General features: G+C 62.9%; 20 protein-coding genes. 10 read left to right on the top strand and 10 right to left on the bottom strand.

The annotated features are described in order from the left end of the window. Nucleotide 1: 1 nt before the first annotated feature. The 6 genes from cstA to entC all read right to left on the bottom strand — a co-directional run bounded on the left by cstA (nucleotide 2) and on the right by entC (nucleotide 7,345). The gene (gene cstA / locus ACOI7Z_RS00735; protein WP_087849778.1) at nucleotides 2-2,107 is read right to left on the bottom strand and encodes a pyruvate/proton symporter CstA; all 2,106 of its coding nucleotides are present in this window, start codon (nucleotides 2,105-2,107) and stop codon (nucleotides 2-4) included. A gap of 411 nt (nucleotides 2,108-2,518) precedes the next feature. Beyond that, entirely contained in the window at nucleotides 2,519-2,932 is a 414-nt protein-coding gene (gene entH, locus ACOI7Z_RS00730; protein ID WP_023319943.1) for a proofreading thioesterase EntH, read from the bottom strand. After that, a complete protein-coding gene (gene entA / locus ACOI7Z_RS00725) occupies nucleotides 2,933-3,679 on the bottom strand; it encodes a 2,3-dihydro-2,3-dihydroxybenzoate dehydrogenase EntA (protein WP_087672169.1) in 747 nt (248 codons plus the stop codon). It lies immediately after the preceding gene. Between the two features lie 8 nt (nucleotides 3,680-3,687). Further along, nucleotides 3,688-4,539 (bottom strand): enterobactin biosynthesis bifunctional isochorismatase/aryl carrier protein EntB, encoded by an 852-nt coding sequence (entB, locus tag ACOI7Z_RS00720; protein ID WP_087849779.1) that lies wholly within the window; start codon nucleotides 4,537-4,539, stop codon nucleotides 3,688-3,690. A 13-nt stretch (nucleotides 4,540-4,552) separates the two neighbouring features. Continuing rightward, nucleotides 4,553-6,160 (bottom strand): (2,3-dihydroxybenzoyl)adenylate synthase EntE, encoded by a 1,608-nt coding sequence (gene entE / locus ACOI7Z_RS00715; RefSeq protein ID WP_087849780.1) that lies wholly within the window; start codon nucleotides 6,158-6,160, stop codon nucleotides 4,553-4,555. Between the two features lie 9 nt (nucleotides 6,161-6,169). Then, nucleotides 6,170-7,345, bottom strand: coding sequence for an isochorismate synthase EntC (gene entC, locus ACOI7Z_RS00710; RefSeq protein WP_087849781.1), 1,176 nt, complete (start codon nucleotides 7,343-7,345; stop codon nucleotides 6,170-6,172). Between the two features lie 188 nt (nucleotides 7,346-7,533). Here entC and fepB point away from each other — a divergent pair, with 188 nt between their 5' ends. Then, nucleotides 7,534-8,493 (top strand): Fe2+-enterobactin ABC transporter substrate-binding protein, encoded by a 960-nt coding sequence (fepB, locus tag ACOI7Z_RS00705; RefSeq protein ID WP_032455076.1) that lies wholly within the window; start codon nucleotides 7,534-7,536, stop codon nucleotides 8,491-8,493. A gap of 733 nt (nucleotides 8,494-9,226) precedes the next feature. Here fepB and entS read toward each other — a convergent pair. Continuing rightward, entirely contained in the window at nucleotides 9,227-10,468 is a 1,242-nt protein-coding gene (entS, locus tag ACOI7Z_RS00700) for an enterobactin transporter EntS (RefSeq protein ID WP_048334354.1), read from the bottom strand. Nucleotides 10,469-10,580: 112 nt separating this feature from the next. On the opposite strand from entS, the gene fepD reads away from it, so the two are divergent. From fepD to fepC, 3 genes are read left to right on the top strand one after another with little or no spacing between them, the layout of a single operon-like run. Beyond that, on the top strand, nucleotides 10,581-11,588 hold the full coding sequence (gene fepD / locus ACOI7Z_RS00695; protein WP_087849782.1) for a Fe(3+)-siderophore ABC transporter permease: 1,008 nt from the start codon (nucleotides 10,581-10,583) through the stop codon (nucleotides 11,586-11,588). Continuing rightward, a complete protein-coding gene (gene fepG, locus ACOI7Z_RS00690) occupies nucleotides 11,585-12,577 on the top strand; it encodes an iron-enterobactin ABC transporter permease (RefSeq protein ID WP_044521544.1) in 993 nt (330 codons plus the stop codon). The genes fepD and fepG overlap by 4 nt, the downstream gene beginning before the upstream one ends. Next, nucleotides 12,574-13,368: an iron-enterobactin ABC transporter ATP-binding protein gene (gene fepC / locus ACOI7Z_RS00685; protein ID WP_032455067.1), complete on the top strand. Its 795-nt coding sequence runs from the start codon at nucleotides 12,574-12,576 to the stop codon at nucleotides 13,366-13,368. Before fepG ends, fepC begins: the two co-directional genes overlap by 4 nt. A gap of 64 nt (nucleotides 13,369-13,432) precedes the next feature. Here the strand turns inward: fepC and entF are convergent, their stop codons facing one another. From entF to fes, 3 genes are read right to left on the bottom strand one after another with little or no spacing between them, the layout of a single operon-like run. Beyond that, nucleotides 13,433-17,314: an enterobactin non-ribosomal peptide synthetase EntF gene (entF, locus tag ACOI7Z_RS00680; RefSeq protein ID WP_087849783.1), complete on the bottom strand. Its 3,882-nt coding sequence runs from the start codon at nucleotides 17,312-17,314 to the stop codon at nucleotides 13,433-13,435. A gap of 10 nt (nucleotides 17,315-17,324) precedes the next feature. Further along, complete coding sequence (locus tag ACOI7Z_RS00675) at nucleotides 17,325-17,528, bottom strand: MbtH family protein (RefSeq protein WP_032455062.1); 204 nt, start codon at nucleotides 17,526-17,528, stop codon at nucleotides 17,325-17,327. Nucleotides 17,529-17,555: 27 nt separating this feature from the next. Continuing rightward, nucleotides 17,556-18,764: an enterochelin esterase gene (fes, locus tag ACOI7Z_RS00670; protein WP_087849784.1), complete on the bottom strand. Its 1,209-nt coding sequence runs from the start codon at nucleotides 18,762-18,764 to the stop codon at nucleotides 17,556-17,558. A 259-nt stretch (nucleotides 18,765-19,023) separates the two neighbouring features. On the opposite strand from fes, the gene fepA reads away from it, so the two are divergent. From fepA to ACOI7Z_RS00640, 6 genes are all read left to right on the top strand, one after another. Then, the gene (gene fepA, locus ACOI7Z_RS00665; RefSeq protein WP_087826796.1) at nucleotides 19,024-21,252 is read left to right on the top strand and encodes a siderophore enterobactin receptor FepA; all 2,229 of its coding nucleotides are present in this window, start codon (nucleotides 19,024-19,026) and stop codon (nucleotides 21,250-21,252) included. Between the two features lie 66 nt (nucleotides 21,253-21,318). Continuing rightward, a complete protein-coding gene (gene entD, locus ACOI7Z_RS00660; protein ID WP_087849785.1) occupies nucleotides 21,319-21,978 on the top strand; it encodes an enterobactin synthase subunit EntD in 660 nt (219 codons plus the stop codon). Between the two features lie 117 nt (nucleotides 21,979-22,095). Beyond that, entirely contained in the window at nucleotides 22,096-23,037 is a 942-nt protein-coding gene (locus ACOI7Z_RS00655; RefSeq protein ID WP_004178959.1) for a D-ribose ABC transporter substrate-binding protein, read from the top strand. Between the two features lie 10 nt (nucleotides 23,038-23,047). Continuing rightward, nucleotides 23,048-23,656, top strand: a complete 609-nt coding sequence (locus ACOI7Z_RS00650; RefSeq protein ID WP_170927866.1) for a DUF2291 family protein — start codon at nucleotides 23,048-23,050, stop codon at nucleotides 23,654-23,656. Then, entirely contained in the window at nucleotides 23,656-25,182 is a 1,527-nt protein-coding gene (locus tag ACOI7Z_RS00645; protein ID WP_170927867.1) for a sugar ABC transporter ATP-binding protein, read from the top strand. The genes ACOI7Z_RS00650 and ACOI7Z_RS00645 overlap by 1 nt, the downstream gene beginning before the upstream one ends. Before the next feature lies 1 nt (nucleotide 25,183). Next, complete coding sequence (locus tag ACOI7Z_RS00640; protein ID WP_087849787.1) at nucleotides 25,184-26,272, top strand: ABC transporter permease; 1,089 nt, start codon at nucleotides 25,184-25,186, stop codon at nucleotides 26,270-26,272. The last annotated feature ends 128 nt before the right edge of the window (nucleotides 26,273-26,400 follow it).

Below are 26,400 nucleotides of genomic sequence, written 5' to 3'. Positions count from 1 at the left end.
GTTAATGCGCCCCTTTCGCCTGGGTCACTATCGCGTCCAGGTTTTCAGGCATTGGCTCATACGGTGTCTCTTTCGCCGTCGGTTTATTCTCTTTCAGCGCCGCCAGCGCGGTTTTAATCGAGAACAGCGCCAGCACCACCACCACGATCATAAAGAAGATGGTCAGCCCGGCATCGAGACGGTTGTTAAACACCAGCTGCGCCAGCTGCGACTCGGTATACTGCGCCGGGATTTTGCCGCTGTCGATCATCGCCTGGAACTTGTTGGCAATCGCCAGGAAGCCCACTTTATTGTCCGGGCTGAAGGCCTTCTGCCAGCCGGCGGTGAGGGTACAGATCAGCAGCCAGGCCGTCGGCACCAGCGCCACCCACGCATAGCGCTGACGTTTCATCTTGAACAGCACCACTGCGCAGAGCATCAGCGCCATCCCCGCCAGCATCTGGTTGGCGATACCGAACAGCGGCCACAGGGTGTTAATGCCGCCCAGCGGATCGACCACTCCCTGATGGAGGAAGTAGCCCCACGCCAGCACGCACAGCGCCGTCGCCAGCAGGTTAGCCGGTAACGAGTCAGTACGCTTCAGGTTCGGGGAGATCACCCCCAGCAGATCCTGCAGCATAAAGCGCGCCGCACGGGTGCCGGCATCCACCGCCGTCAGGATAAACAGCGCTTCAAACAGAATGGCGAAGTGGTACCAGAACGAGACGTCCATCAACCCGCCCAGCGCGCCGTGGAGAATGTAGGCCATGCCCACCGCCAGCGTAGGCGCCCCGCCGGCGCGAGAGATGATGGACTGCTCGCCCACCTCATTGGCGATATGCGTCAACGTTTCCGGGGTAATCGCAAAGCCCCAACCGCTCACCACCTGCGCCGCCGAGGCCACCACATCGGTGGTTCCCGCCGGCGCCAGCACCGCCATCGGGCTGTTCATCGCGAAGTAGACGCCCGGGTCAATGATACAGGCGGCCACCAGCGCCATAATCGCCACGAAGGATTCCATCAGCATGCCGCCGTAGCCGATAAAGCAGGCCTGATTTTCATTCGCCAGCATCTTCGGCGTGGTACCGGAGGCAATCAGGGCGTGGAAGCCCGACACCGCGCCGCAAGCGATGGTGATAAACAGGAACGGGAACAGGTTGCCAGTCCATACCGGGCCAGTACCGTCAATAAATTTGGTCAGCGCCGGCATGGTCAGGGTCGGACGCATAATCAGAATGCCGATCGCCAGACCGACGATAGTGCCGATTTTCAGGAAGGTGGAGAGGTAGTCGCGCGGGGCCAGCAGCAGCCAGACCGGCAGCACCGCGGCGACAAAGCCGTAGCCCACCAGCATCCAGGTGAGCTGGACGCCGGTAAAGTCAAAGAACGGCGCCCAGGTCGGGCTTTCCGCTATCCAGCCGCCGGAGATAATGGCGAACACCAGCAATATCAGCCCAATCACCGACACTTCGCCAATGCGCCCCGGGCGCAGATAGCGAATATAGATCCCCATAAACAGCGCCAGCGGAATGGTAAAGGCCACGGTATAGGTTCCCCACGGGCTGTGGGTCAGCGCTTTCACCACGATCATCGCCAGCACCGCGAGGATAATCACCATGATCATAAAGGTCGCCACCAGGGCAATCACCCCGGCGGTCGCCCCCATCTCCTCTTTCACCAGTTCGCCCAGCGAACGGCCGTCGCGACGGGTGGAAACGAACAGCACCATAAAGTCCTGCACCGCCCCGGCCAGCACTACGCCGGCGAGGATCCAGATCATCCCCGGCAGATAGCCCATCTGCGCGGCGAGCACCGGGCCCACCAGCGGCCCCGCGCCGGCGATGGCGGCAAAATGGTGACCGAACAGCACTTTTTTGTCAGTCGGGACATAGTCGAGGCCATCGTTATGCCGCACCGCGGGCGTCATGCGCGTCGGGTCGACGCCGAGCACGGTTTTGGCGATATACAGGCCGTAAAAACGATACGCGATCAGATAAACGCAGACTGCCGCGACGACAATCCACAGCGCGTTGATCTGCTCACCCCGGTTTAAAGCAATGTAGCCGAGGGCAAAGGCTCCGATCACGGAGAGCAGTGCCCAGATAAGGTATTTCCCTGAATTATTCATTGTTGTGGTCCACCGGTAGGGTAATCAGGATGTTACAGTTTGTTTCTAGAACACAACGCAGAATTTAACAACATCGAAACAGCGCAGATGCCGTCCACCCACAGAGATTTGTCTCACATTGCTAGCGAGATCACTTAAGGCAGGAAAATGAATGAAAGGATTATCGTGAACGGTGCCGTTTGTTTGTCGGGTGGCGGCTAACGCCTTACCCGACCTACAGATCCGTAGTCCGGCTAAGCGCAGCGCAAGCCGGGGAAACAGCGGCTTCCTGACCCAGAAACCGTAGCCCTGCTAAGTACAGCCGAGCAGGGAGATTCCCGGATGGCGGCGCGCTGCGCCTTATCCGGGCTACCCATTGCGCCGATACGTAGCCCGGCTCAGCGCAGCGCAAGCCGGGGAAAGCGTGGCTGCTTAGCCCAGCACCGCGGTGCCCAGACGACAGGTGCAGCAGCGCCGCCCCTTCTCGTCATACACCACAATCTCCCAGCTCTGGCTCTGCCGGCCAAGATGCAGCGGGCGGCACTCGCCGCGCACTTTCCCGCTGGAGACCGCCCGGTGATGGGTGGCGTTCAGCTCGGTGCCCACCACGCACTGCCCCTCTTCGGTCATCAGCCAGCCGGCCATCGACCCCAGCGTCTCCGCCAGCGCCGCTGAAGCGCCGCCGTGCAGCAGGCCAAACGGCTGATGGGTGCGGGCATCCACCGGCATCTCCGCCTCCAGCAGCCCCGCCTCCAGCCGGGTGTAGACGATCCCCAGATGCGCCACCAGGGTGTTTTCGCTGCTGGCGTTCAGCGCCGCCAGCGTGAGCGCTCGTTTCCAGGCCATTTACGCCCCCAGCGTCGAGCCGCCGTCCACCACGATATCCTGCAGGGTGATATGGCTGGCATGAGCAGAGGCGAGGAACAGAATGGTATTAGCAATCTCCTGCGGGCGGGCAATTTTACCCAGCGGGATGCCGAGCTTAAACTGCTCGCCGAAACCGCGGATCCGTTGCTGCTCCGCATCGTCGCTGACCCACAGCGTGCGCTGCATATCGGTATCGGTAGAACCCGGCGAGACCAGATTACAGCGCACCCCGCTGCCCGCCAGCTCAAGGCCGACGGTCAGCGCCAGGCTTTTCAGCGCCGCCTTCGAGGCGCCATAGGCGCTCATGCCGATGCGCGGCGTGTGCGCGGCATCGGAGGCGACGGTGACGATGGCCCCGCCCCGCTGGCGACGGAACTGGGCCATCGTCTGCTGAAACAGGTTGAACGCCCCGCCGACGTTGACCGCGAAGGTCTGCTGCCAGTCTTCCGCGCTTAGCTGGTCGGTGGCGCCCATGCGCAGGATCCCGGCGGCGTTCACCAGCACGTCTAACCGCTCGGTATTCGCCAACAGGCGGCTGCACACCTCGCGCACCCGGTCGGCATCGGCGACGTCCAGCGTTTCGGTCGCAAACGGGTAGCGTTCGCCGTCAAAGGCGAGGTCGAAACCGGTGACGTTGGCGCCGGCCTCCACAAAAGCCAGCGCGGTGGCATAACCGATCCCTTTACCTGCGCCGGTCACCCACACGGTCTGACCGCGAAAATCCAGCGCCGCCATTATCGCACCTCGCGGGAAAGCAGCGCCCACCAGGCGTCGATGGTCGGGTTTTTCGCCAGCATCACGAAGTCGATATCGCCGTGCACTTTGCGCCAGCGGGCGGCCAGGGCCATCATCCGCACCGAATCCAGACCGTAGTCGATCAGATTTTCATCATCCAGCGGTTCGTCGGATTCGTCGAGCAGCGGCAGGATCAGCGCGCGCAGCGCCGCTTTGGAGACCGGCAGCGGCAACAGCGCTTCGGTCATCACCACGCGGCCGGAGCGGCCGGCGACGTATTTCAGCGCCATCAGGTGCTCTTCGCGGCTGAAGTCCGCCAGCGCGTCGGCGACAAAGAACGGTTTGATATCGCGCATAAAGGCGTCGGTGGCGGTGGTCATGCAGCCGATATGGGCATACACGCCGGTGATGATCAGCTGGTCGCGGCCGCTCTCCTTCAGCATCGCCTCCAACGGCGAGCGATGAAACGCGCTGTAGCGCCATTTCACCAGCACGGTGTCGTCTTCATCCGGCGCCAGGGCGGCAATCACCTGCTGCTGCTCCGGCGAACGGGTCAGCCCCGGCCCCCACATATCATTCAGCAGCGCGCGATCTTCATCGCTCTGCTCTTTCGGCTGGGCGGTGTAGTACACCGGAATGCCGTTCTGTTTGCAGAAGTCGCGCAGGGCGGCGATATTGACCACCACTTTCTCCATCATCGCGCTGTTTTCGCCCCAGAAATTGAGGAAATACTCCTGCATATCGTGGATCAGCAGCGCGGCGCGGGAGGGCTCAAAGGCCCAGCTGACTTTGTTCGCCGGGATATCGCTGGCTTCCGGCAGCGCGTAAGCCTGTAATTTAGGGATTGCCATTTTCTGTTCTCCTTCAGCCCAGCTTGCCTTCGGCCAGCCACTGACGTAATTGTTTCTTATCGACTTTGCCCACCGGCGTCAGCGGCAGCGCGGCAACGCACTCCACGCGGTCCGGCAGTTTAAATTCAGCCACTCCCTGCTCGCGCAGGAAGCGGCGCACCGCGACGGCGCGCAGCGGCGAGGTCGCCACCAGGTAAGCGCAGCTCTTCTCGCCCAGCAGGTTGTCCTCAATACTGACCAGCGCGGCGTGGATCACCGCCTCATGGCGCAGCAGCAGGTTTTCGATCTCTTCGGCGGCGATCTTCTCGCCGCCGCGGTTGATCTGGTCTTTTTCCCGGCCCTGGACGGTGATATACCCGTCTTCATCGATCGATATCAGATCGCCGGAACAGTAAAACCCGTCGGCGTCAAAGGCTTCCGCGTTATGCTGCGGGCTGTTGTAGTAGCCGCGGAAGGTGTACGGCCCGCGAGTCATCAGACGGCCCACTTCGCCGCGCGGCAGCGGGTTGCCGTCGGCATCCGCCACCCACACTTCATCATCCGGGCACATCGGGCAGCCCTGGGTATGAATGATCCGCTCAGGGCTGTCGTTAAGGCGGGTGTAATTCACCAGCCCCTCCGCCATGCCGAACACCTGCTGCAGCTGGCAGCCAATTTCCGCCGGGATGCGCGCGGCAAGGGTCGCCGACAGGCGCGCGCCGCCGACCTGCAGCAGCTGCAGCGACTGCAGCTGGGCATTGCCGCCCCATTCATGGATCGCCTGCAGCCACAGGCTGACCGCCGGCGGCACCAGCGAGGCGACGTTGATCTGATGTTTTTCAATCAGCGGGAAACAGAGGGTGGCGCTGGGGTCGGCGGCGAGGATCACCCGCCCGCCGGCGAGGAAAACGCCCAGCGACCCCGGGGAGCTCATCGCATAGTTATGCGCCGCCGGCAGCGCGTTGAGGTAGCGCGTCTCAGCGTTAATCCCGCAGATCTCGTTGCTGCGGCGAATGCTGTAGTCGTAGTCGTTATGGGTACGCGGGATCAGCTTCGGCGTCCCGGTGCTGCCGCCGGAGAGCTGGAAAAAGGCCACTTCGTCGGCAGGGGTTGGGTTAGCGATAAAGTTATCCGCCGGGCGGTTAATCTCCGTCGCCAGGTCGCGCTCGCCGCCGTCGTTACGCAGCAGCGCCACGCGCAGGGAGGGATGTTCAGCGATAAACGCGTGAAGAAACCTATCGTCGGCAAACAGCGCGTGCTCGCGGTCGGCGATCAGCAGCGCCGGTTTAATCTGCGCGGCGTAGGCGTTAAGCTCGCTGCGCTGGTGGCTGAACAACGCGTTCACCGGCGCGACGCCGATACGCAGCAGCGCGAAGAAGGTGATGTAAAACTCGGCGACGTTGCCGAGCTGCACCAGCGCGGTTTCCCCGCGCTTCAGTCCCTGACGCTGCAGAGAGCAGGCAAGGTTGTCCACCCGCTGGTTAAACTGGCGGTAGCTAATGTGTCGATCGCCATCGATAATCGCCACGGCGTCGTTTTCCGCGTGACGGGTGATCAGATTGGTTAATGGCAGATCCTGCCAGTAGCCTTTTTGGCGATAGCGGGCCGCGAACTCATCCGGCCAACGGGTAAATGCAATCATCCTTGCCTCTTAATTCAAGCCAAATACGTTAAGCATGGTGGTCAGTTTGACGCCGGTTTCGCGCCATTCGCCCAGCGGCGAGGAGGCTGGAACGATGCCCGCGCCGGCAAACAGGCGCAGCGTACGCTGCTGCAGACGCGCGCAGCGGATGGTCACCACCCATTCGCCGTTGCCTTCATCGTCACACCAGCCGACGATACCGCCGAACAGCTGGCGGTCGAAGGGTTCCAGGTCGGCAATCAGGCGCTTCGCCGCCTGGTGCGGGAAGCCGCTCAGCGCCGGAGTCGGGTGCAGCAGGCAGGCCAGCGACATGGCGTTTTCTTCCGCCAGCGCCGTGCCCTCGATCGGCGTCGCCAGATGCCAGAGCGTCGGGGTGGTGATCAGCTGCGGCGATGCCGGCAGCGACAGCTGGCTGCTGCGCGGGCCCAGCACGCTCTTCATCGCCTGGGTCACCAGTTCGTGCTCGTGGCGATCTTTGCCGGACGCCAGCAGCCTGTTGCCCGCTTCGCGGTCCAGCACATCGTCCGGCTGGCGGCGGGCGGAGCCGGCCAGCGGCAGCGAGCTGAAGTGCGGTCCTTCTTTACGCAGCAGCATCTCCGGGCTGGCGCCCAGCAGCACGCCGCCGTCGGAGAGCGGCACATGGAAGTTGAAGCTGGCGGGGTTCTGGGCGATCAGTCGCTCCATCAGGGCGCCGCTATCGACAGGATCGCGGGTGGTGATATCGATAAGTCGTGATAGCACCACTTTGTCCACTTCCGGCGTGGCGGTCAGCGCGGCGGCGCGTTCCACCATGGCTAAAAACGCATCCTGTTCCGGGATCTCCCGGCGCTCCACCACCTCCATCGCCTCCAGCGGCGCGGCATAGCGGGCGGAACGCTGTTTTTCCGGGCGCGAGAACGCTTCCCAGCGCTCCGGGATATAGAGCTCGGAAGGCTGACAGGTGTCGAACGGGATGGCCCCAACCATCACCGGCTTGCGGATCCCCGCCGCCCGGGCCTCGGCAAAGGCGGCGGCCATCTGCTGCTGGAACTCGCCATTCAGCGCATCGCCGCCGTCGGCGGGCGCTGAGAAGCGGCGGAAGCAGCCTGAGGTGCTAAAACTGCGGTACGGCGACATAAAGAAGAAGCTGTCCGGCGACAAGGTCCGGGTAGATTTCTGTACATCCTCAGCCAGTGACGTTTCCATATCATCCTCCAAAAACGATAAATATATTACGAATAATTATCATTTGTATTTTGGTTGGCTAACCTAAAAGGTATTGCCCGTCATGTCAACCGCGTTACGTCATCGCGCCGCCACTTTGGCTTGCATCCTGTCGGCGCAAAGTTGAAAATGAGACGCATTTATTACCCTTCGAATCAGGATGCGATGACGTGAACTTCTCTTCTTTTTACCGCCGCGGTGCGCTGGCCGGGATGCTGTTGTTTTTAGGAATTACCTCAGCCCAGGCGGCGGACTGGCCGCGCCAGGTCACCGACAGCTACGGGACGCACACCCTGCCGAGCCAGCCGCTGCGCATTGTCTCCACCAGCGTGACCCTCACCGGCTCGCTGCTGGCGATCGACGCCCCGGTGGTCGCCAGCGGCGCCACCACCCCGAACAACCGCGTGGCCGATAGCCAGGGCTTTCTGCGCCAGTGGAGTGAGGTCGCCAAAGCCCGCAAGCTGACGCGGCTGTACATCGGCGAACCGAGCGCGGAAGCGGTGGCCGCCCAGATGCCGGATCTGATCCTGGTGAGCGCCACCGGCGGCGACTCCGCCCTGCCGCTGTACGATCAGCTCAAAACGATCGCCCCGACGCTGGTCATCAACTATGACGATAAAAGCTGGCAAACGCTGCTTACCCAGTTGGGACAGATCACCGGCCATGAGCAACAGGCCAGCGCGCGCATCGCCGACTTCAATAAACAGCTCGTTTCGTTAAAAGAAAAAATGAAGCTGCCGCCGCAGCCGGTCACCGCCCTCGTCTATACCGCCGCCGCGCACAGCGCCAATATCTGGACGCCGGAATCGGCCCAGGGGCAGATGCTCGAACAGCTGGGCTTTAGCCTGGCGACGCTGCCGGGCGGCCTGCCCGCCAGCCATAGTCAAGGCAAACGCCACGATATCGTGCAGCTGGGCGGGGAGAACCTGGCCGCCGGTCTGAACGGCCAGAGCCTGTTCCTGTTCGCCGGCGACCAGAAAGATGTCGATGCCATTTACGCCAACCCGCTGCTGGCGCATCTCCCGGCGGTCGAAGGCAAACGCGTTTACCCGCTGGGCACCGAGACCTTCCGTCTTGACTACTACAGCGCCCTGCTGGTGCTCCAGCGTCTCTCCAGCCTGTTCGGCTAACGCGGGCCGTGCCATCGGGACGGGAACGCAGCCTGAACGCTTTGCCGGGCGGCGCTGCGCTTGCCCGGCCTACTGAGCTTGCACCGGCTTGCCGTATCGTAGGCCCGGTAAGGCGCAGCCGCCACCGGGCATCAGGACGGGTACGCGGTCGGAACACCTTGCCGGGCGGCGCTACGCTTGCACCGGCCTACAATGCTTACGCCCTCCAGGCCAGACCTTCGGCCCGGTAAGGCGCAGCCGCCACCGGGCATCAGGACGGGTACGCGGTCGGAACACATTGCCGGGCGGCGCTACGCTTGCACCGGCCTACAATGCTTGCGCCCTCCAGGCCAGACCCCAGGCCCGGTAAGGCGTAGCCGCCACCGGGCATCAGGACGGGTACGCGGTCGGAACACCTTGCCGGGCGGCGCGGCGCTTGCCCGGCCTACTGAGCTTGCACCGACCTGCCGTACCCCAGGCCCGGTAAGGCGCAGCCGCCACCGGGCATCATGACGAGTATGCGGTCGGGACGCTTTGCCGGGCGGCGCTGCGCTTGCACCGGCCTACTGAGCTTGCACCGGCCTGCCGTACCCCAGGCCCGGTAAGGCGCAGCCGCCACCGGGCATCATGACGAGTATGCGGTCGGAACGCTTTGCCGGGCGGCGCGGCGCTTGCCCGGTCTACTGAGCTTGCACCGGCCTGCCGTACCGTAGGCCCGGTAAGGCGTAGCCGCCACCGGGCAATCACACCGTACTCAGCTTTCGTTGACTATTTCCGGGCGCTGGAAACGGCGCAGCTCGCGTAGCAGCCCCACCAGCAGCACGCCGACGAGGGCCAGCGCCCAGCCGCTGGCGCTGGCGGAAGCGACCGGCGTCATCACCGCCCCTAACCCGCCGAGCAGCGCCGCGCCGATGGCGTCGCCGGTAACGTTCTGCGCGGTCCACAGACCGTTAATTCGCCCGAGCATATGTTCCGGCGTCTGGGTCTGGATCAGGGTGTACTGCAGCAGCGAGCTAATAGCGCTCAGCCAGCCAAACAGCGCCAGGCACAGCGCGCCCAACGCCCAGTGCGGCATCAGGCTGAACAGCGCAATGGCGACAAAGGAGCACACCGTCGTCGCCAGCATCAGCGCACCCGGCCGCACGGTCTGGGCCAGCTGGCCGCTGGTCAATGCCCCCAGCGCCGCGCCGAGCGGGATCGCGGCGTACAGCAGGCCAATCTGCCCTGCCGACATCTGCCAACTCCCGGCCAGCGCCGGATAGAGGACCCGCACCGCGCTGGCCATGGTCAGCAGGCCGCCGAGCAGCGCAATCCCGCCGATAAGCGGACTCTGGCAGAGGAAGGTCAGCCCCGCCAGCAGGGAACGCAGCGGATGCTCGCGCGGCTGCGGAGGCGGCGGCAGCTGTGGCAGACGCAGCAGGGTTAAGGTGGTGATAAAGGTCCCCGCCGCCGCCAGGCCGAAATTCCAGGCCACGCCGCCGGAGGCCAGCAGCAGGCCGCCGATCATCGGCGAAATCACCGAGCCCAGGCGCACCGTGAGCATAGTGATGGCCCCGGCCTGCATCAGATTTTCCCGCCCCACCAGCGCCGGCGTCGCCGCCAGCAGCGCGGTCACCCCCAACGAAGCGAAGAACCCATCCCAGATCCCCAGCAGGTAGATCGCCGCCAGCGACGGCTCCGGCAGCAGGGCGTTCAGACACAGGCCGACAAAGCCCACGCCGCAGGTGCCGCGCGCCAGCAGGATCAGGCGTTTGCGCTCATAGCGGTCGGCCAGTACGCCCCCCACCATCAGGCCAATAAACATCGACGCGCCGGTCAGCGTCACCGACAACCCGACCTGCCAGGTCGAATGGGTCATCATCTGGATCTGCACCGGGATGGCCACGCCCAGCAGGCCAAGCGACAGAATAGAGATAAAGCGAGCGATAAAAACGGCGCGAAACGCCGGGTGAGTTTTCAGCAGGCTGAGGTTGAGCAGCCAGGATTGTCGGTTCATTACAGCGCCTTGTCGTTATTTTTAATACCCTTTTTACTGTGGGTCATGCTACCATAGCTGAATAAAATCGATAACGATAATTACTATCATTATCATATCAGGGATGTCAGTTATGTCGTTTTCTACGACCGCGGTACGCTCTGTCGCCGTGCCCGGATTGTTGCTGTTACTCGCCTTAGCCGCCGCGCTTAGCCTGACCATCGGCGCCAAATCGTTGCCGATCGGCACGGTATTCACCGCCTTTAGCGGAACCTGTCAAAGCGCCGACTGCACCATCGTGCTGGACGCGCGCCTGCCGCGCACCCTGGCCGGTCTGCTGGCCGGCGTCGCCCTCGGCCTCGCCGGCGCGCTGATGCAAACGCTCACCCGTAACCCGCTGGCCGACCCCGGCCTGCTGGGGGTCAACTCCGGCGCCAGCTTCGCCATCGTCCTCGGCGCGGCGCTGTTCGGGATCACCTCCCCGCAGGAACAGCTGCTGCTGGCGTTTTGCGGCGCGCTCTGCGCCTCGCTGCTGGTGGCCTTCACCGGCAGTCAGGGCGGCGGCCAGCTGAGCCCGGTGCGCCTCACCCTCGCCGGGGTCGCCCTCGCGGCGGTACTGGAGGGGCTGTCCAACGGCATCGCCCTGCTCAACCCGGACGTCTACGATCAGCTGCGTTTCTGGCAGGCCGGTTCGCTGGATATCCGCACCCTGCAAACCCTGAAAATTGTCCTGCTGCCGGTGGCGATGGCGGGGATCGCCGCCCTGCTGCTGAGCCGGGCGCTTAACAGCCTGAGCCTCGGCAACGATACCGCCACCGCCCTCGGCAGCCGCGTCGCCCGCACCCAGCTGATCGGCCTGATTGTGATTACCGTCCTGTGCGGCAGCGCCACCGCCGTGGTCGGCCCGATCGCCTTTATCGGCCTGATGATGCCGCATATGGCGCGCTGGCTGGTGGGGGCTGATCATCGCTGGTCGCTGCCGGTCACCCTGCTGGCCACCCCGGCCCTGCTGCTGTTTGCCGACGTGATTGGCCGCCTGCTGGTGCCCGGCGAACTGCGGGTATCGGTGGTGAGCGCCTTTCTCGGCGCGCCGGTGCTGATCTGGCTGGTGCGGCGCCAGCCGCGCGGAGGTGACCTGTGATTGCCCCGTCCCGCCGCCTGATAGCCAGCTGTCTGCTGCTGTTGGCCGCCAGTCTGTTGATTTCCCTGCTCGGGCTGGCGCAAGGCCCGGTGCCGCTAACGATTGACCAGGTCTTCTCCGCCCTGTTCGGCGACGCGCCGCGCAACGTCGCGATGGTGGTGAACGAATGGCGGCTGCCGCGGGTGTTAATGGCGCTGCTCATCGGCGCCGCGCTCGGCGTCAGCGGCGCCATTTTCCAGTCGCTGACCCGTAACCCGCTCGGCAGCCCGGACGTGATGGGCTTTAACACCGGCGCCTGGAGCGGCGTGCTGGTGGCGATGGTTCTCTTCGGCCAGAACCTGACGGCGATTGCCCTGGCGGCGATGGCCGGCGGGGTACTCACCTCGCTGGTGGTCTGGCTGCTGGCCTGGCGCAACGGGATCGAGACCTTCCGCCTGATTATTATCGGCATCGGCGTACGCGCCATGCTGGTGGCCTTCAACACCTGGCTGCTGCTGCGCGCCTCGCTGGAGACCGCCCTTTCTGCGGGCCTGTGGAACGCCGGATCGCTTAACGGCCTGACCTGGGGTAAAACCTGGCCGTCGGCGCCGCTGATCCTGCTGATGCTGGTGGGCAGCGCCCTGCTGGTTCGTCGGATGCGGCTGCTGGAGATGGGCGACGATACCGCCTGCGCGCTGGGCGTGCAGGTCGAGCGTTCGCGCCTGCTGCTGATGCTGGTGGCGGTGGTGCTCACCGCCGCCTCGACGGCGCTGGCCGGGCCCATCTCATTTATCGCGCTGGTGGCGCCGCACATCGCCCGCCGCCTGAGCGGCACGGCCCGCTGGGGATTGACCCAGTCGGCCCTGTGCGGCGCGCTGCTGCTGGCGCTGGCCGATTACGGCGCCCAGCGGCTGTTTATGCCCTGGCAGCTGCCGGTGGGCGTACTAACCGTCAGCCTCGGCGGTATTTACCTTATTGCATTATTGATTCAGGAGTCCCGCAAAAAATGAGTGCTGTCCCCTCCCGTTTGCGCGGCGAGCAGTTAACCCTGGCCTACGGGAACAAGACCATCGCCGAGTCGCTGAACGTGACCATCCCTGACGGCCACTTCACCGCCATTATCGGCCCCAACGGCTGCGGCAAGTCGACGCTGCTGCGCACCCTCAGCCGTCTGATGACGCCGGCCAGCGGCCATGTCTGGCTCGACGGCGCGCAGATCCAGCAGTACGCCAGTAAAGAGGTCGCCCGCCGCATCGGCTTGCTGGCGCAAAATGCCACCACTCCTGGCGATATTACGGTGCAGGAGCTGGTGGCCCGCGGGCGCTACCCGCACCAGCCGCTGTTCACCCGCTGGCGCAAAGAAGATGAAGCGGCGGTGAATAATGCGATGCGGGCCACCGGGATCAGCGACCTGGCGCTGCAGAGCGTCGATACGCTTTCCGGCGGCCAGCGGCAGCGGGCGTGGATTGCGATGGTGCTGGCCCAGGAGACGGCGATTATGCTGCTGGATGAGCCGACCACCTGGCTGGACATCAGCCATCAGATCGACCTGCTGGAGCTGTTGAGCGAGCTGAATCGCGAGAAGGGCTATACCCTGGCGGCGGTGCTGCACGATCTTAACCAGGCCTGCCGCTACGCCACCCACCTGATCGCCCTGCGCGACGGTAAGATCGTCGCCGAGGGGGCGCCGAAGGAGATCGTCACGGCGGATCTGATTGAACGGATTTACGGTCTGCGCTGCACGATCATTGAGGATCCGGTGGCGCATACGCCGCTGGTGGTGCCGCTGGGCCGCCGGTAATTTCCCCTTTCCCCGGCTTGCGCGACGCTGAGCCGGGCTACCTGCTGTAGCCCGAACTCAACCGTTATCCCAGAATCTCCCTGACCACCGGGCCGATGGCTTCAAAGGCCTGCGGGGAGATAATGTCGACGTGGGCGCAGTTCTGGCTGAACACCTCCAGCTCGCCCACCCACGGGCCCCATACGACCTGCGGATCCATCCCCGCCTGCCGCGTCTTCTCCGCCACGAACAGCGTCGCCTTGCCGTCAAACTTCGCGCTGTGCGCGGTGGTTAACAGCCGCACCGCGTCGGCATAGTTGCCTTCGATGGCGCTGAACAGCTCGCCGGAGGCTTGCCCCTGCTGGGCGGCGAGGAACGCTTCGCGCTCGCGGGCAATTTCCGCCAGCACCGCCGGATCCAGCCCGTTCGCTTCTTTCTCCGCCCAGTTTTGCGTCTCCGGCGGCCAGGTATCCAGCAGGCCGAGGAAGGCCACCGCTTCGCCGCGCTGGCGCAAGCGGGCGGCAATGCCCTGGGCTAAGGTACCGCCGAGCGAATAACCGAACAGGTAATAAGAACCGTGCGGCTGCTGCGCCAACAGCGTTTGCAGATGATGCTCGCACACCTCGTCGAGGCTGGCGGCGCCGGCCATCGGCCCCTGCGGGCGCGGCGACTGAATACCGGTAATCGACCAGCGCGGGCTGAGATAGCGCGCGAGCACGCTGAACTGCCAGGCGAAGCCGGAGGCCGGATGGAAACAGAACAGCGTTGGGCCGTCGCTCTCGCGCAGCGGCAGAAGCGCATCCAGCCCCAGGCGCTGAGCCTGCTCATCGCTGAGATCGGCGGCCAGCAGCGCGCTCAGTTTGCCCACCGTCGAGGCCACCATCACCTGCCCCGGGGTCACCTGCCGCGCCAGCTGGCGGCTGAGCTGCGCCGCCAGGCGCATCGCCAGCAGCGAATGGCCGCCGAGGGCGAAGAAATCAGCGTCGATATCATTCACCTCGCAGCCCAGCAGCTGACTGAAGGCGGCTGCGACAACGGTTTCCATCCCGGGCTCCGGCGGCCGGCCGCTGCGCTCGCCGCCGAGGGTCGGCAGCGGCAGCGCTTTGCGGTCCAGTTTGCCATTGGCACTGAGCGGCAGGTCGGGGAGCTGCATCAGCACCACCGGGACCATATGCGGCGGCAGCTGTTCCGCCAGCCGCGCTTTCAGCGCCGCGGTATCCAGCGGCAGGCCGGAGTCAGAGACCAGATAGCCCACCAGCTGCCGGGCATCGCCGCCGGTCGCCGCCGCCTGGTTGAAGACACAGGCGTGACTCACCGCCTGCGCCACGTCCGGCAGGGCCGACATCACCCGGTCAATCTCGCCAAGCTCGATGCGCTGCCCGCGGATCTTCAGCTGATCGTCGCTGCGGCCAAGATACTCCACCGCGCCGTTCGCCAGCCAGCGCGCCACGTCGCCGGTGCGATACATCCGCTCGCCGGGGGCAAACGGGTCGGCGATAAAGCGGCTGGCGGTGAGGTCCGGACGCCCCAGATAGCCCTGCGCCAGCTGAATGCCGGTGAGATAGAGATCCCCGGCCACCCCCGGCGGCACCGGGCGCATCGCGGCATCAAGAATGCGCAGCCCGGTGTTCCATACCGGCCAGCCAATCGGCACGCTGCTGCCAGTCACCGCCGCCAGCTCAGGCCCGCAGGCCGGATACCAGCTGACGTCCACCGCCGCTTCCGTCGGGCCGTACAGGTTATGCAGCGGCGCGCCGGTCAAGCGCTCCCATTCGCGGCACAATTCTGTCGGCAGCGCTTCGCCGCTGCAGAATACCCGCCGCAGCGTGCGGCAGGCGGCCACGCTGTCGGCATCCAGCGAGGCGACAAACGCCGCCAGCATCGACGGCACAAAGTGGGTGGTGGTCACGCCGTAGTGGGCGAAGAACTGCTGCATCGCCTGCGGGTCGCGGTGCGCCTCCGGCTCGGCCATCACCAGCTGCGCGCCGGCGATAAACGGCCACCAGAACTCCCACACCGAAACGTCAAAACTGCACGGCGTTTTCTGCGCCACCACGTCGTCGGCAGATAACGGATAACGATCCTGCATCCACAGCAGGCGGTTGACGATGGCGGTCTGGCCGACCATCACCCCTTTTGGCCGCCCGGTGGAGCCAGAGGTAAAGATGATATAGGCGGTATGCTCCGGTTTTGACAGCGCCAGCGGCGCGTCATCCGCAACGGCCAGCGGCTGCTGGTAGCAGAGGCTCTCCAGCCCGGGGATATCGCTGAAGCGGGCCAGCTGATCCTCCGTGGCGATCAGCAGCGACGGCCGGGCGTCTTCCAGCATCATCCGCAGGCGGTCGTCCGGGTAGCCAGTGTCCAGCGGCAGCCAGGCGGCTCCCGCTTCGACAATGCCATGCAGCGCCAGGGTCAGGAACACCGAGCGCGGCAGGGCCACCGCCACGCTGTCGCCCGGCTTCACGCCGCGCTGACGCAGCAGCTGCGCGAGCGCCACCACCTGCTGACGCATCTCACGATAGCTGAACTGCCAGTTAGCATCCGCCAGCGCCGGAGCATCCGGGGTCTTCCGCGCCTGGTCGGCCACCAGCGCGCTGAGGGTGGTGGCGGGCAGCGGCATAGCGGTATCGTTGACCGCCGCCAGCCGGGCCTGCTCGTCGGCGGAGAGCATCTCCGCTTCGCCGCAGCGTAGCGTCGGATCGGCGGCAAACTGCGCCAGCAGCGCGGTCAGTCGCGCCATGTGGCGACGCAGCTCGGCTTCATCGTACCGGGCCTTGTTAGCGAGGATCTCCAGCGACAGCCCGCCGGTCTCATCCGGGAACAGCGCCAGCTCGAGGTCGTTGACCGGGCCGGTGGCGAGGGTGTGAGTCACCGCCTCGACGCCGTCGATATCCACCTGGTAATCAAAGACTTTGACGTTCAGCACCGGGCCGAACAGCGGTTCGTCCCCGGCCGCTTTGCCGCTGTCGCGGACGATCTGCTCGGCGTCATAGCGCTGATGGCGGCGCATCTTTTTCAGCTGCGCGGCGAGGCGCATCGCCAGGTCCGCCAGCGTCTCCTGGGCGTCAATATGCACCGCCAGAGGCAGGACGTTGAGCACCGGCCCCGTCGAGGTCAGCGCCGCTGAGCCCATCCGGCGCATAAAGATAAAGCCCGCCGCGTAGTTCATCCGGTTGCACAGGCGGCCCAGCCACAGCGTGGTGAGCGCCAGCGCCAGGTCAGCGGGCTGACACTGCGGCGCATGGCCGGCCAGGCGGCGGAAGGCGTCGGCGTTCATCGCCAGCTTCATCCGCCAGATATCGCTCCCGGCGGCGCGCCCGCCCAGCGGGGCGGCAGAGAGCGAGGCGGGAGCCGGTAACGCCTGGCGCTGGGCCTGCCAGAAGGCTTTATCCCGCTGCCAGGCCTCGCTGCCGGCGTAGCGCTGGTACTCGTCCACCACTTCAGCAAAGGGGGTGAAAGGCGATTCCGGGGTGGCTTCTCCACGCTGCCAGGCGCGGTAAATGGCGGCGATCTGTCGGGTAATCGCCGGGAAACTGAAGCCATCCACCAGCAAGTGGTGATAGCGCTGATACCAGTACCAGTGGTCGTTGCCGACGCGCAGCAGCTGATGGCACACCAGCGGGTTGCCGCCGTCGACGCGCAGATCCTGCGCCAGATCCGCCTGCATCCGCTCCGTGGCGGCGCGGTGCGGATCCGGCGCCGTACGCAGGTCAACGATCGGCGGTTCGCCAAAGGTGCGTTCCGCCGCCAGCCACTGCCAGACTTCCCCTTCCTCTTCCTCAAAGCGCAGGCTGAGGGTATCCGCCTGCTGCAGCCCGGCGACAATCGCCTTACCCAGCAGCGCCGGGTCGAGCGCGCCGCGCAGTTCAACATAGTGGGCCACGCTCCAGGCGCCAGGCAGAGTGGAGAGGCGCTCGGCCATCCAGATCCCCGGCTGCGCGGCAACCAGCGGTAAACGAGTGGTCATGGTCAGCTCCTTATGCCGCATGATGGGCGGGGGTCAGTGTCGGCCAGTTGGCCGCCAGCCAGGCGTTGCACGCCTCGACCGACTGCGGAGGACACACCACCGTCCAGCCGGCAGGCAGCGCGCAATGCCCCGGCCACAGGCTGAACTGCCGCTGGTCATTGCGCAGAATGTAAAACTGCCCTTGCGGATTGTCGAAGGGGTTACTGAATTGCATATCAAACTCCTGTCGTAAAGCGCTGTGCTAAGGGGGCGACAGCAGAGGCTGCCAGAGCTGGATCAGCCCCGCCGTCAGCCCGCCGCGCCAGCAAAGCGCATCATGCCCGCCGTCAACCTGACGCCAGAAAATCGTCTGCTGCGTTGTGGTAAGTTGCGCCAGCAGCGCCTGGTTGGCGCGAAAAATAATCGGTTCACGCTGGCCCGCTTCCAGCCAGATGCGCAGCCCGGCCGAGGACGCCTCGCCCTGGCGGAGACGTTCGCCGATAAAGCCCGTCCCGCTGCCATCGCGATGCGGCCACCAGTAGGAGCCTGACTGGCTGAGCACGCAGCCAAAGCGCTGCGGCCAGTTGAGGGCGGCGAACATTGCCGCCAGGCCGCCGAAGCTTTGCCCGGCCACCACCGTCCGCTCCGGGCGGTCGCTGAACGGGACGTGACCACGGACCAGCGGCAGGAGCTCCTCCTGCACCGCCAGCCAGAAATCGCGATGACAGGGCAGCTCAACCCCGCGGCGCTGGTTGTCGATCGCGTCGATCAGCAGGTAGACCGCCGGCGGCAGCCTCCCCTCGCGGGTCAGCGCGGCCAGCGGTGACCACACCGGCATGCTTTCGGCCCAGAACTGGCCGTCAAGCAGGATCGCCAGGGGCCGCGTTTGCGGGTCGACGGCCTCGCCGGGGGTGTAGATCCAGACCCGGCGATGGTTGCCCAGACGCGCGCTGCGCCACTCAAGGCAACGGGCGGGAGGATGCGCCTCATTAAGCAGATCCCAGCCGGGTTGCGCCGGCGCCTGCGGCATCTCCAGGGCGGAGACGCCATGGCCGCGTCCGCCCCGCCAGCTGTGCGGGTTCAGCGGATCGGCTATCGCCCGCGGCAGCAGTTTGCGCCAGCCTTCGCGCAGCAGCGCGCGGTCCGGCTTATCGGCGCTGAACACCTCAGGGGAAAAATCATCGTCACGGTCGGAGGGAATAAAGCAGTAGCTGCCGCGCCAGGTCGGCGACAGCGTGGTTCGCCAGCACCAGGCGTCGGTCCCGGGCAGACGTTGCAGCGATTGCGGTCGCGCATTTTGATGGTGGTCGGTCACGCCGGTGATATAGAGCCATACCCGACGGCGTGGAGAACGCGTTTCATCCCCCGCCGGATCCCGCCACCAGAACGTCACCTCGATGGCGTCATCCACCGCCCGGGACTGCGGTCCCTGCAGGGTTCGCCACCACTCCTCGCTTCCTGTCGTTAACATTCAGTCATTAACCCTATGTATCGCGTGACTTTTTTAATTAATTGTCATTCTTTATTGATAATATTATTGATAACTATTTGCATTTGCAATAGCGTATTAGCGCGCCGTGGGAAGCGCGTCTTTCACAACACATGTCGAAGAGAGCTTATTCAGCTAGCGACGGAGTGCCTTTGCCCTCTTCCGGCAACATTTATGCCGCCTCCCCTCCCGGTGGGAAGGGGCGTTTGGGGAACGTGGCGACAAAAAAGCAGGAATAACAATGAATAACAGGATCAAATCCCTGGCCTTGCTGGTCAATCTGGGAATTTACGGGGTTGCTTTTCCGTTAAGCGCAGCGGAAACCGCCACCGACGATAAAAACAGCGCCGCGGAAGAGACCATGGTGGTCACCGCCGCCGAGCAGAACCTGCAGGCGCCGGGCGTCTCCACCATCACCGCCGATGAGATCCGCAAACGTCCGCCGGCGCGCGACGTCTCGGAGATCATTCGCACCATGCCGGGGGTCAACCTGACCGGCAACTCCACCAGCGGCCAGCGCGGGAATAACCGCCAGATTGATATCCGCGGCATGGGCCCGGAAAATACCCTGATCCTGATCGACGGCAAGCCGGTCACCAGCCGCAACTCCGTGCGTCTCGGCTGGCGCGGCGAGCGCGACACCCGCGGCGACACCAGCTGGGTGCCGCCGGAGATGATCGAACGCATCGAAGTGATTCGCGGCCCGGCCGCCGCCCGCTATGGCAACGGCGCCGCCGGCGGCGTGGTGAATATCATCACTAAAAAAACCGGCGATGAGTGGCACGGCTCCTGGAACACCTATATGAACGCCCCGGAGCACAAAGACGAAGGCTCCACCAAGCGCACCAACTTCAGCCTCAGCGGCCCGCTGGGCGGCGATTTCAGCTTCCGCCTGTTCGGTAACCTCGACAAAACCCAGGCCGACGCCTGGGACATCAACCAGGGCCATCAGTCCGAACGTACCGGGATCTATGCCGACACCCTGCCGGCCGGGCGCGAAGGGGTAAAAAATAAAAACATCGATGGTCTGGTGCGCTGGGAATTCGCCCCGATGCAGTCGCTGGAGTTTGAGGCCGGCTACAGCCGCCAAGGCAACCTCTATGCAGGCGACACCCAGAACACCAACTCCAACGACCTGGTAAAAGAGAACTACGGCAAAGAGACCAACCGTCTGTACCGCAACACCTACTCGGTCACCTGGAACGGCGCCTGGGACAACGGGGTGACCACCAGCAACTGGGCGCAGTACGAACGTACCCGCAACTCGCGCAAAGGCGAAGGCCTCGCCGGGGGGACCGAGGGGATCTTCAACAGCAACCAGTTTACGGATATCGATCTGGCGGATGTGATGCTGCACAGCGAAGTCAGCATCCCGTTCGACTATCTGGTTAATCAGAACCTGACGCTGGGCAGCGAGTGGAACCAGCAGCGCATGAAGGATAAGGCCTCCAACACCCAGGCGCTGTCGGGGGGAGAAATTCCGGGCTACGACAGCACCGGCCGCAGCCCCTACTCGAAGGCGGAGATCTTCTCCCTGTTCGCTGAGAACAACATGGAGCTGACCGACACCACCATGCTGACCCCGGCGCTGCGTTTCGATCATCACAGCATCGTCGGCAACAACTGGAGCCCGTCCCTCAATCTGTCTCAGGGCCTGTGGGACGACTTCACGCTGAAGATGGGTATCGCCCGTGCCTATAAAGCGCCGAGCCTGTATCAGACCAACCCGAACTACATTCTCTACAGCAAAGGCCAGGGCTGCTACGCCAGTAAAGACGGCTGCTATCTGCAGGGGAATGAAGATTTAAAAGCCGAGACCAGCATCAACAAAGAGATTGGCCTCGAGTTTAAACGCGACGGCTGGCTGGCGGGCGTCACGTGGTTCCGCAACGACTATCGCAACAAAATTGAAGCGGGCTACGCCCCGGTTTATCAAAATAATAAAGGCACCGACCTCTACCAATGGGAAAACGTGCCGAAAGCGGTGGTGGAAGGCCTGGAAGGTACGCTGAACGTCCCGGTGAGCGAGACCGTGAACTGGACCAACAACATCACCTACATGCTGCAGAGTAAGAATAAAGAGACCGGCGATCGGCTGTCGATTATCCCGGAATACACGCTGAACTCCACGCTGAGCTGGCAGGTACGCGATGACGTTTCGCTGCAGTCGACCTTTACCTGGTACGGCAAACAGGAGCCGAAGAAGTACAACTATAAGGGTCAACCGGTCACCGGCAGCGAGAAGAACGAGGTCAGCCCCTACAGCATCCTCGGCCTGAGCGCGACCTGGGACGTGACCAAATACGTTAGTCTGACCGGCGGCGTGGATAACGTCTTCGACAAGCGCCACTGGCGCGCGGGCAACGCCCAGACCACCGGGGGCGCCACCGGCACGATGTACGGCGCCGGCGCCGAGACCTACAACGAATCGGGCCGCACCTGGTATATGAGCGTCAACACCCACTTCTGATAGCGGGTTCTCCCTCCCCCGCCCTTGCAGGATAAAGGGCGGGGACAACCGCGGTATACTTGCCTTATGCGCATTCTTCACTCCACCCTGCCGCTGGCCGGCTATCGCTTGCAGCACGTCGACTTCGACCCGGCGACTTTTCAGGCTGCCGATCTGTTGTGGTTGCCCTATCACGCCAGCCTGAGCGGCTGGAGCCGCAAGCGGCAGGCGGAGCACCTGGCCGGGCGCATCGCCGCGGTGTACGCCCTGCGCGAGGTGGGAGAAAAACAGCCTCCCGCGATTGGCGATCGGCGCCAGCCGCTGTGGCCCGCGCCCTGGTTCGGTAGTATCAGCCACTGCGGCCAGCGCGCGCTGGCGGTGGTCGCTGACCGGCCGGTGGGCGTCGACATCGAGCGCCGGTTTACTCCACAGCTGGCGGCGGAGCTGCAGAGCAGCATTATCAACGAGGCGGAAAAAAAGGTGCTATTGCACAGCGGCCTGCCCTTCCCGCTGGCGCTGACGCTGGCCTTTTCGGCGAAAGAGAGTGGGTTTAAGGCCTGGTCCTCTCACGCTTTAGCCCTGCCCGGCTTCCACAGCGCCCGGATTGTGGCACTCACTGCGCAGGAGATCCATTTACGTTTTACCGCCAGCTTCTCCGTACAGCTTGCTCATTTCACCTTGCAAATCAACCATCTGATAGAAGACGATTTCGTTATTACCTGTACCTGCCCGCCTCGCGAAGCGTGATCCTTTTCGCTTTTTAAGAAATTACCTGTGCAAACCGTAGACAGTTCTGGCTGGCCGCTTTATGGTTACATTGAATAATAAATCATTATTGAATATATATTCAATGCGGAGATAATAATGAAAACTACCCTGATAAAGTCTGTTCTGTTTGCCTCCATGATGGCCGCATCTGGCTCACTTTTCGCCGCCGATAATGGCCTGATCGCAATCATTACCCCTTCACATGATAATCCGTTCTTTAAAGCCGAGGCTGACGGCGCAGCGGCGAAAGCGAAAGAGCTGGGTTACAGCACCCTGGTCGCCTCACACGACGATGACGTCAACAAACAAAACCAATTGATTGAAACGGCTATTGCGCGGAAAGCCAAAGCCATCATCCTGGATAACGCTGGCGCGGATGCCACCGTCGGCCCGCTGGAAAAAGCAAAAGCGGCAGGTGTGCCGGCATTTTTAATCGACAGAGAGATCAATAAAACCGGCGTCGCCGTGGCGCAGATCGTCTCTAACAACTATCAGGGCGCCCAGCTTGGCGCGGAAAAATTCGCCAGTCTCCTCAACGGTAAAGGCAAGTATGTCGAACTGTTAGGTCGTCAGTCCGACACCAACGCCAGCGTCCGCTCGCAGGGTTATCACGATGTGCTGGACGACTATCCGGAAATGAAAATGGTCGCCCAGCAGACGGCGAACTGGAGCCAGACGGAAGCCTTTACCCGTATGGAAGCTATTCTGCAGACGAATCCGGATATCGTCGGTGTGATTTCCGGCAACGATACCATGGCGCTGGGGGCGGAAGCGGCGCTGAAAGCCGCAGGTAAAAACGACGTGATTGTCGTCGGCTTCGACGGCAGCGACTACACGCGCGACTCGATACTCAAGCAGGGCAACATTAAAGCCACGGTTCTCCAGCCTGGCTGGAAGCAGGCGCAAATGGCCGTGGAACAGGCGGACTTTTTCCTCAAGAACGGGAAAGCCCAGAAAGAAGAGAAGCAGTTGATGGACTGCATCCTCATCGATAGTGGCAATGCGAAAAAACTCAACATGTTCAACCTCAGCGAGTAAGGCGGAAATGATGCGGTTAAAACAATGGGGCGCCGTGCTGATGGGCTGCGCCGCCCTGTTGCTGACGGCCTGCACGGTGGTGGACTTAGATGAGAATGGCAAGCCAGTGCTGCCTGCCGACCCGAACGCGAAACCCAGCTTCGACCATCTCACCCCGCAGCAGATCGCGCAACAAACCTGGCAATCTCGTGTGATTGACGCAGCGAACCAACATGCGCTGGACGCGACTGCGCTGGAAAAAGTGCGCCAGGCGTCTGGCGCTACGCCACAGAGCGTCTTTGTCCGCCTGAACAGCGAGGTGACCGGGATTGACGTCGGCAACCCACGCGAGCAAAAGCTCAAACTTACGCTACACGGCCAGCCGTTGGTCGTGCAATTAGGTCCTGTCATGCGAGGCAATGCCATCCGCGATGCCAGCGGTTTCAAATTTGAAGACTTTACCAACCAGGTGCAGTTTGCACAGCTTTCACGCGCCTACAACCGGGAGGCGATAAAATCGTTGCCGACAGTGGACGCGAGCTGGACAGGCAAGCCTGTCGATATTCTCTTTGCGGTCACGGTTATTAACGGCAGTCTGCAGGATGCGGCCGCTCTTCAGCTAAAACAGGAGGCGCGCTGATGGCCAGTTCACCCGCAGAGGATATCATTTTACGCACCCGTGGTATTTCGATGTTGTTCCCCGGCACGGTGGCGTTGGATAACGTCAACTACAACGTCTGGCGCGGCAAAGTTAACGTGATCATTGGCGAAAATGGCGCCGGTAAATCAACGCTCATGAAAATTCTCGCCGGTGTGCAACAGCCGAGCCTGGGTGAAATGGAGCTCAACGGCAACATAGTCCATTTCTCCAGCACCCGCGAGGCCGCCGCCCACGGCATTGGTATGGTCCACCAGGAGCTGAACCTGTTTGAAAATCTTAGCGTCGCGGAAAATATCTTTCTTGGTCGCGAGCTACAGCGCGGGCTGACGCCAATTAACGAAGCAGAGCAGGAACGACAAGCCGCGGAGCTGTTGCAGCGACTCGATCAGCCGATCTCGCCGCGGGAGCTGGTGGGTAACCTGAAGGTCGGTCAGCAGCAGTTGGTCGAAATAGCCAAAGCGCTGGCGGAAAATGCGGACATTCTGATCCTTGATGAGCCCACCTCAGCCTTAAGCAAAACCGAGGTGGATATTCTGTTTCGGGTCATCCGCGAACTGACGCGTCAGGGGGTGTCCATTATCTACATCTCACACCGTCTGGAGGAGCTGATGGCCATCGGCGACGTCATTACCATACTCCGTGACGGCAAATTCCAGGCGGAGGCCAGGGTGAGTGAAATTGATGTGCCATGGATCGTCCGTGAAATGCTGGGCAGCGATCCGGTAAGCCATTTTCTTCCCCCGGATCGCCGCTTCGGCGCCCCACTGCTGGAAGTGGAGAACCTGACCTGCGTGAATGCCGCGGGCAATACGGTGGTGGATAACGTCAGTTTTAAAGCACATGCCGGTGAAATTATTGGGATCTACGGTCTGATGGGCGCCGGACGAACCGAGCTGTTTGAATGTCTGCTGGGGACAGCGCGCCACTACTTTGGCAAGATCTGGCTGGACAGCAAACCGGTTCCCCAGCGGTTAACCACGGCCGAACGTATCCGCATGGGCATGAGTCTGGTGCCGGAAGATCGTAAGCGGACCGGGATTTTTCCCATCTCGTCAGTCGCCAGCAATCTGACCATTGCCAGCCTGTGGCGTCGTCTTCAGCGCGGGTTAACCATTGCCAATAAAGAGGAAGAGGCCGTCGTCGCCAGCACGATTGGCAATCTCTCTATTAAGGTCTCATCACCAGAGGTCGAGATCCAGGCGCTCAGCGGCGGCAATCAGCAAAAGGTGGTTATTGGCCGTTCGCTGTTAACCAATCCGAAGGTGCTGTTTCTTGACGAGCCTACGCGCGGAATCGACATCGGCGCCAAGGGGGATGTGTTTCGCATGATGGTGCAATTGTCGCAGCAGGGAATGGCGGTGGTGTTCTCCACCTCCGATTTAAAAGAAATCATGGCGGTCTCTGACCGTATCCTGGTGATGTCAGGCGGCAAACTGACCGCCGATATCGTTCGTGACCAGGCCGAAGAGTCGGCGCTGGTTTCAGCAAGCGCTCAGGGGTTCTAAGATGAAAATGACACAATCGGTCGCACTGGCGCCGCGCGGCGGAGCCTCTCTCTCCCGTGAAAATATCCTGCTGTTGTTATTAAAACTGCGCACCTTTATCGCGCTGTTCCTGATTGTCGGCTTCTTCACGATGACCGTGCCCGGTTTTTTATCCGCTGGCAGCATGGTGATTATGATTAAACACATTGCGATTAACGCCTTTCTGGCGTTGGGGATCACCTTTGTCATTATCACTGCCGGTATCGACCTTTCGATTGGCGCTACGCTCGGTCTCTGCGGAATGATAGCCGGCTGGCTTATCACCAAAGGGATCGTCTTGCCGATGTTCGGCATCGCCATTTTTCCAAGCGTGTGGGTCATTGTGCCCCTGGTGCTGCTGATAGGCGCGCTGATTGGCGCCGTTAATGGCTGGATCATTACCCGCTACAATGTGGCGCCGTTTATCTGCACCCTCGGTACCATGTATGTGCTCCGCGGAGCCGCGATGCTGACCTCTGATGGCCAAACCTTCCCCGGGCTCGCGGGCAATCCGCAGCTGAGCAACACGGGTTTCGATGAAATTGGCGCAGGTGCGCTCTTTGGCATCCCGTGGGCCATCTGGCTGATGATCCTGCTGGCGCTGATCATCGCCTATATCGCGCGGCGTTTGCCCTTTGGCCGCCATGTTTATGCGATCGGTGACAATGAGCGCGCCGCCGAGCTCTCCGGCGTGAAAGTGAAGCAAATTAAAGTGCTGGTCTACACGCTGTCCGGTTTTTGCGCCGCCATTGCCGGGATAGTGGTCTCCGCGCAGCTGCTGGCCAGCCATCCGGCTAACGGTACCGCTTTTGAGATGAATGCTATCGCCGCCGTCGTACTGGGCGGAACATCGCTGGCCGGCGGCCGGGGAACCATCCTGGGTACGCTGATTGGTGCGTTTGTCATCGGTTTTCTCGCCGACGGACTGGTGATGATGGGGGTGAGCGAGTTCTGGCAGATGGTCATCAAAGGGATCGTGATTATTGTGGCGGTCATTATCGATCAGATGCAAAACCGGATGCAGCAGAAGGCGGCGGTGGTCGCCCAGAAAGCGGTCATGGAGAATAAGTAACCGCAAGACCTCCTGTGGCTCAGGCCACAGGAGGCGAGACTGACTCACGATGCGCCTTTCTCCGAGGCGCTTCGCAAAACCTCATCGAAAAATCCTGCCCGACGGCAAGCGGTGGTAGCATCCCGCCA

The organism is Klebsiella sp. C283, from assembly GCF_048822555.1.
Taxonomy (GTDB): Bacteria; Pseudomonadota; Gammaproteobacteria; order Enterobacterales; family Enterobacteriaceae; genus Klebsiella; species Klebsiella quasipneumoniae.
This window is presented reverse-complemented; position numbering and strand designations above follow the sequence as displayed.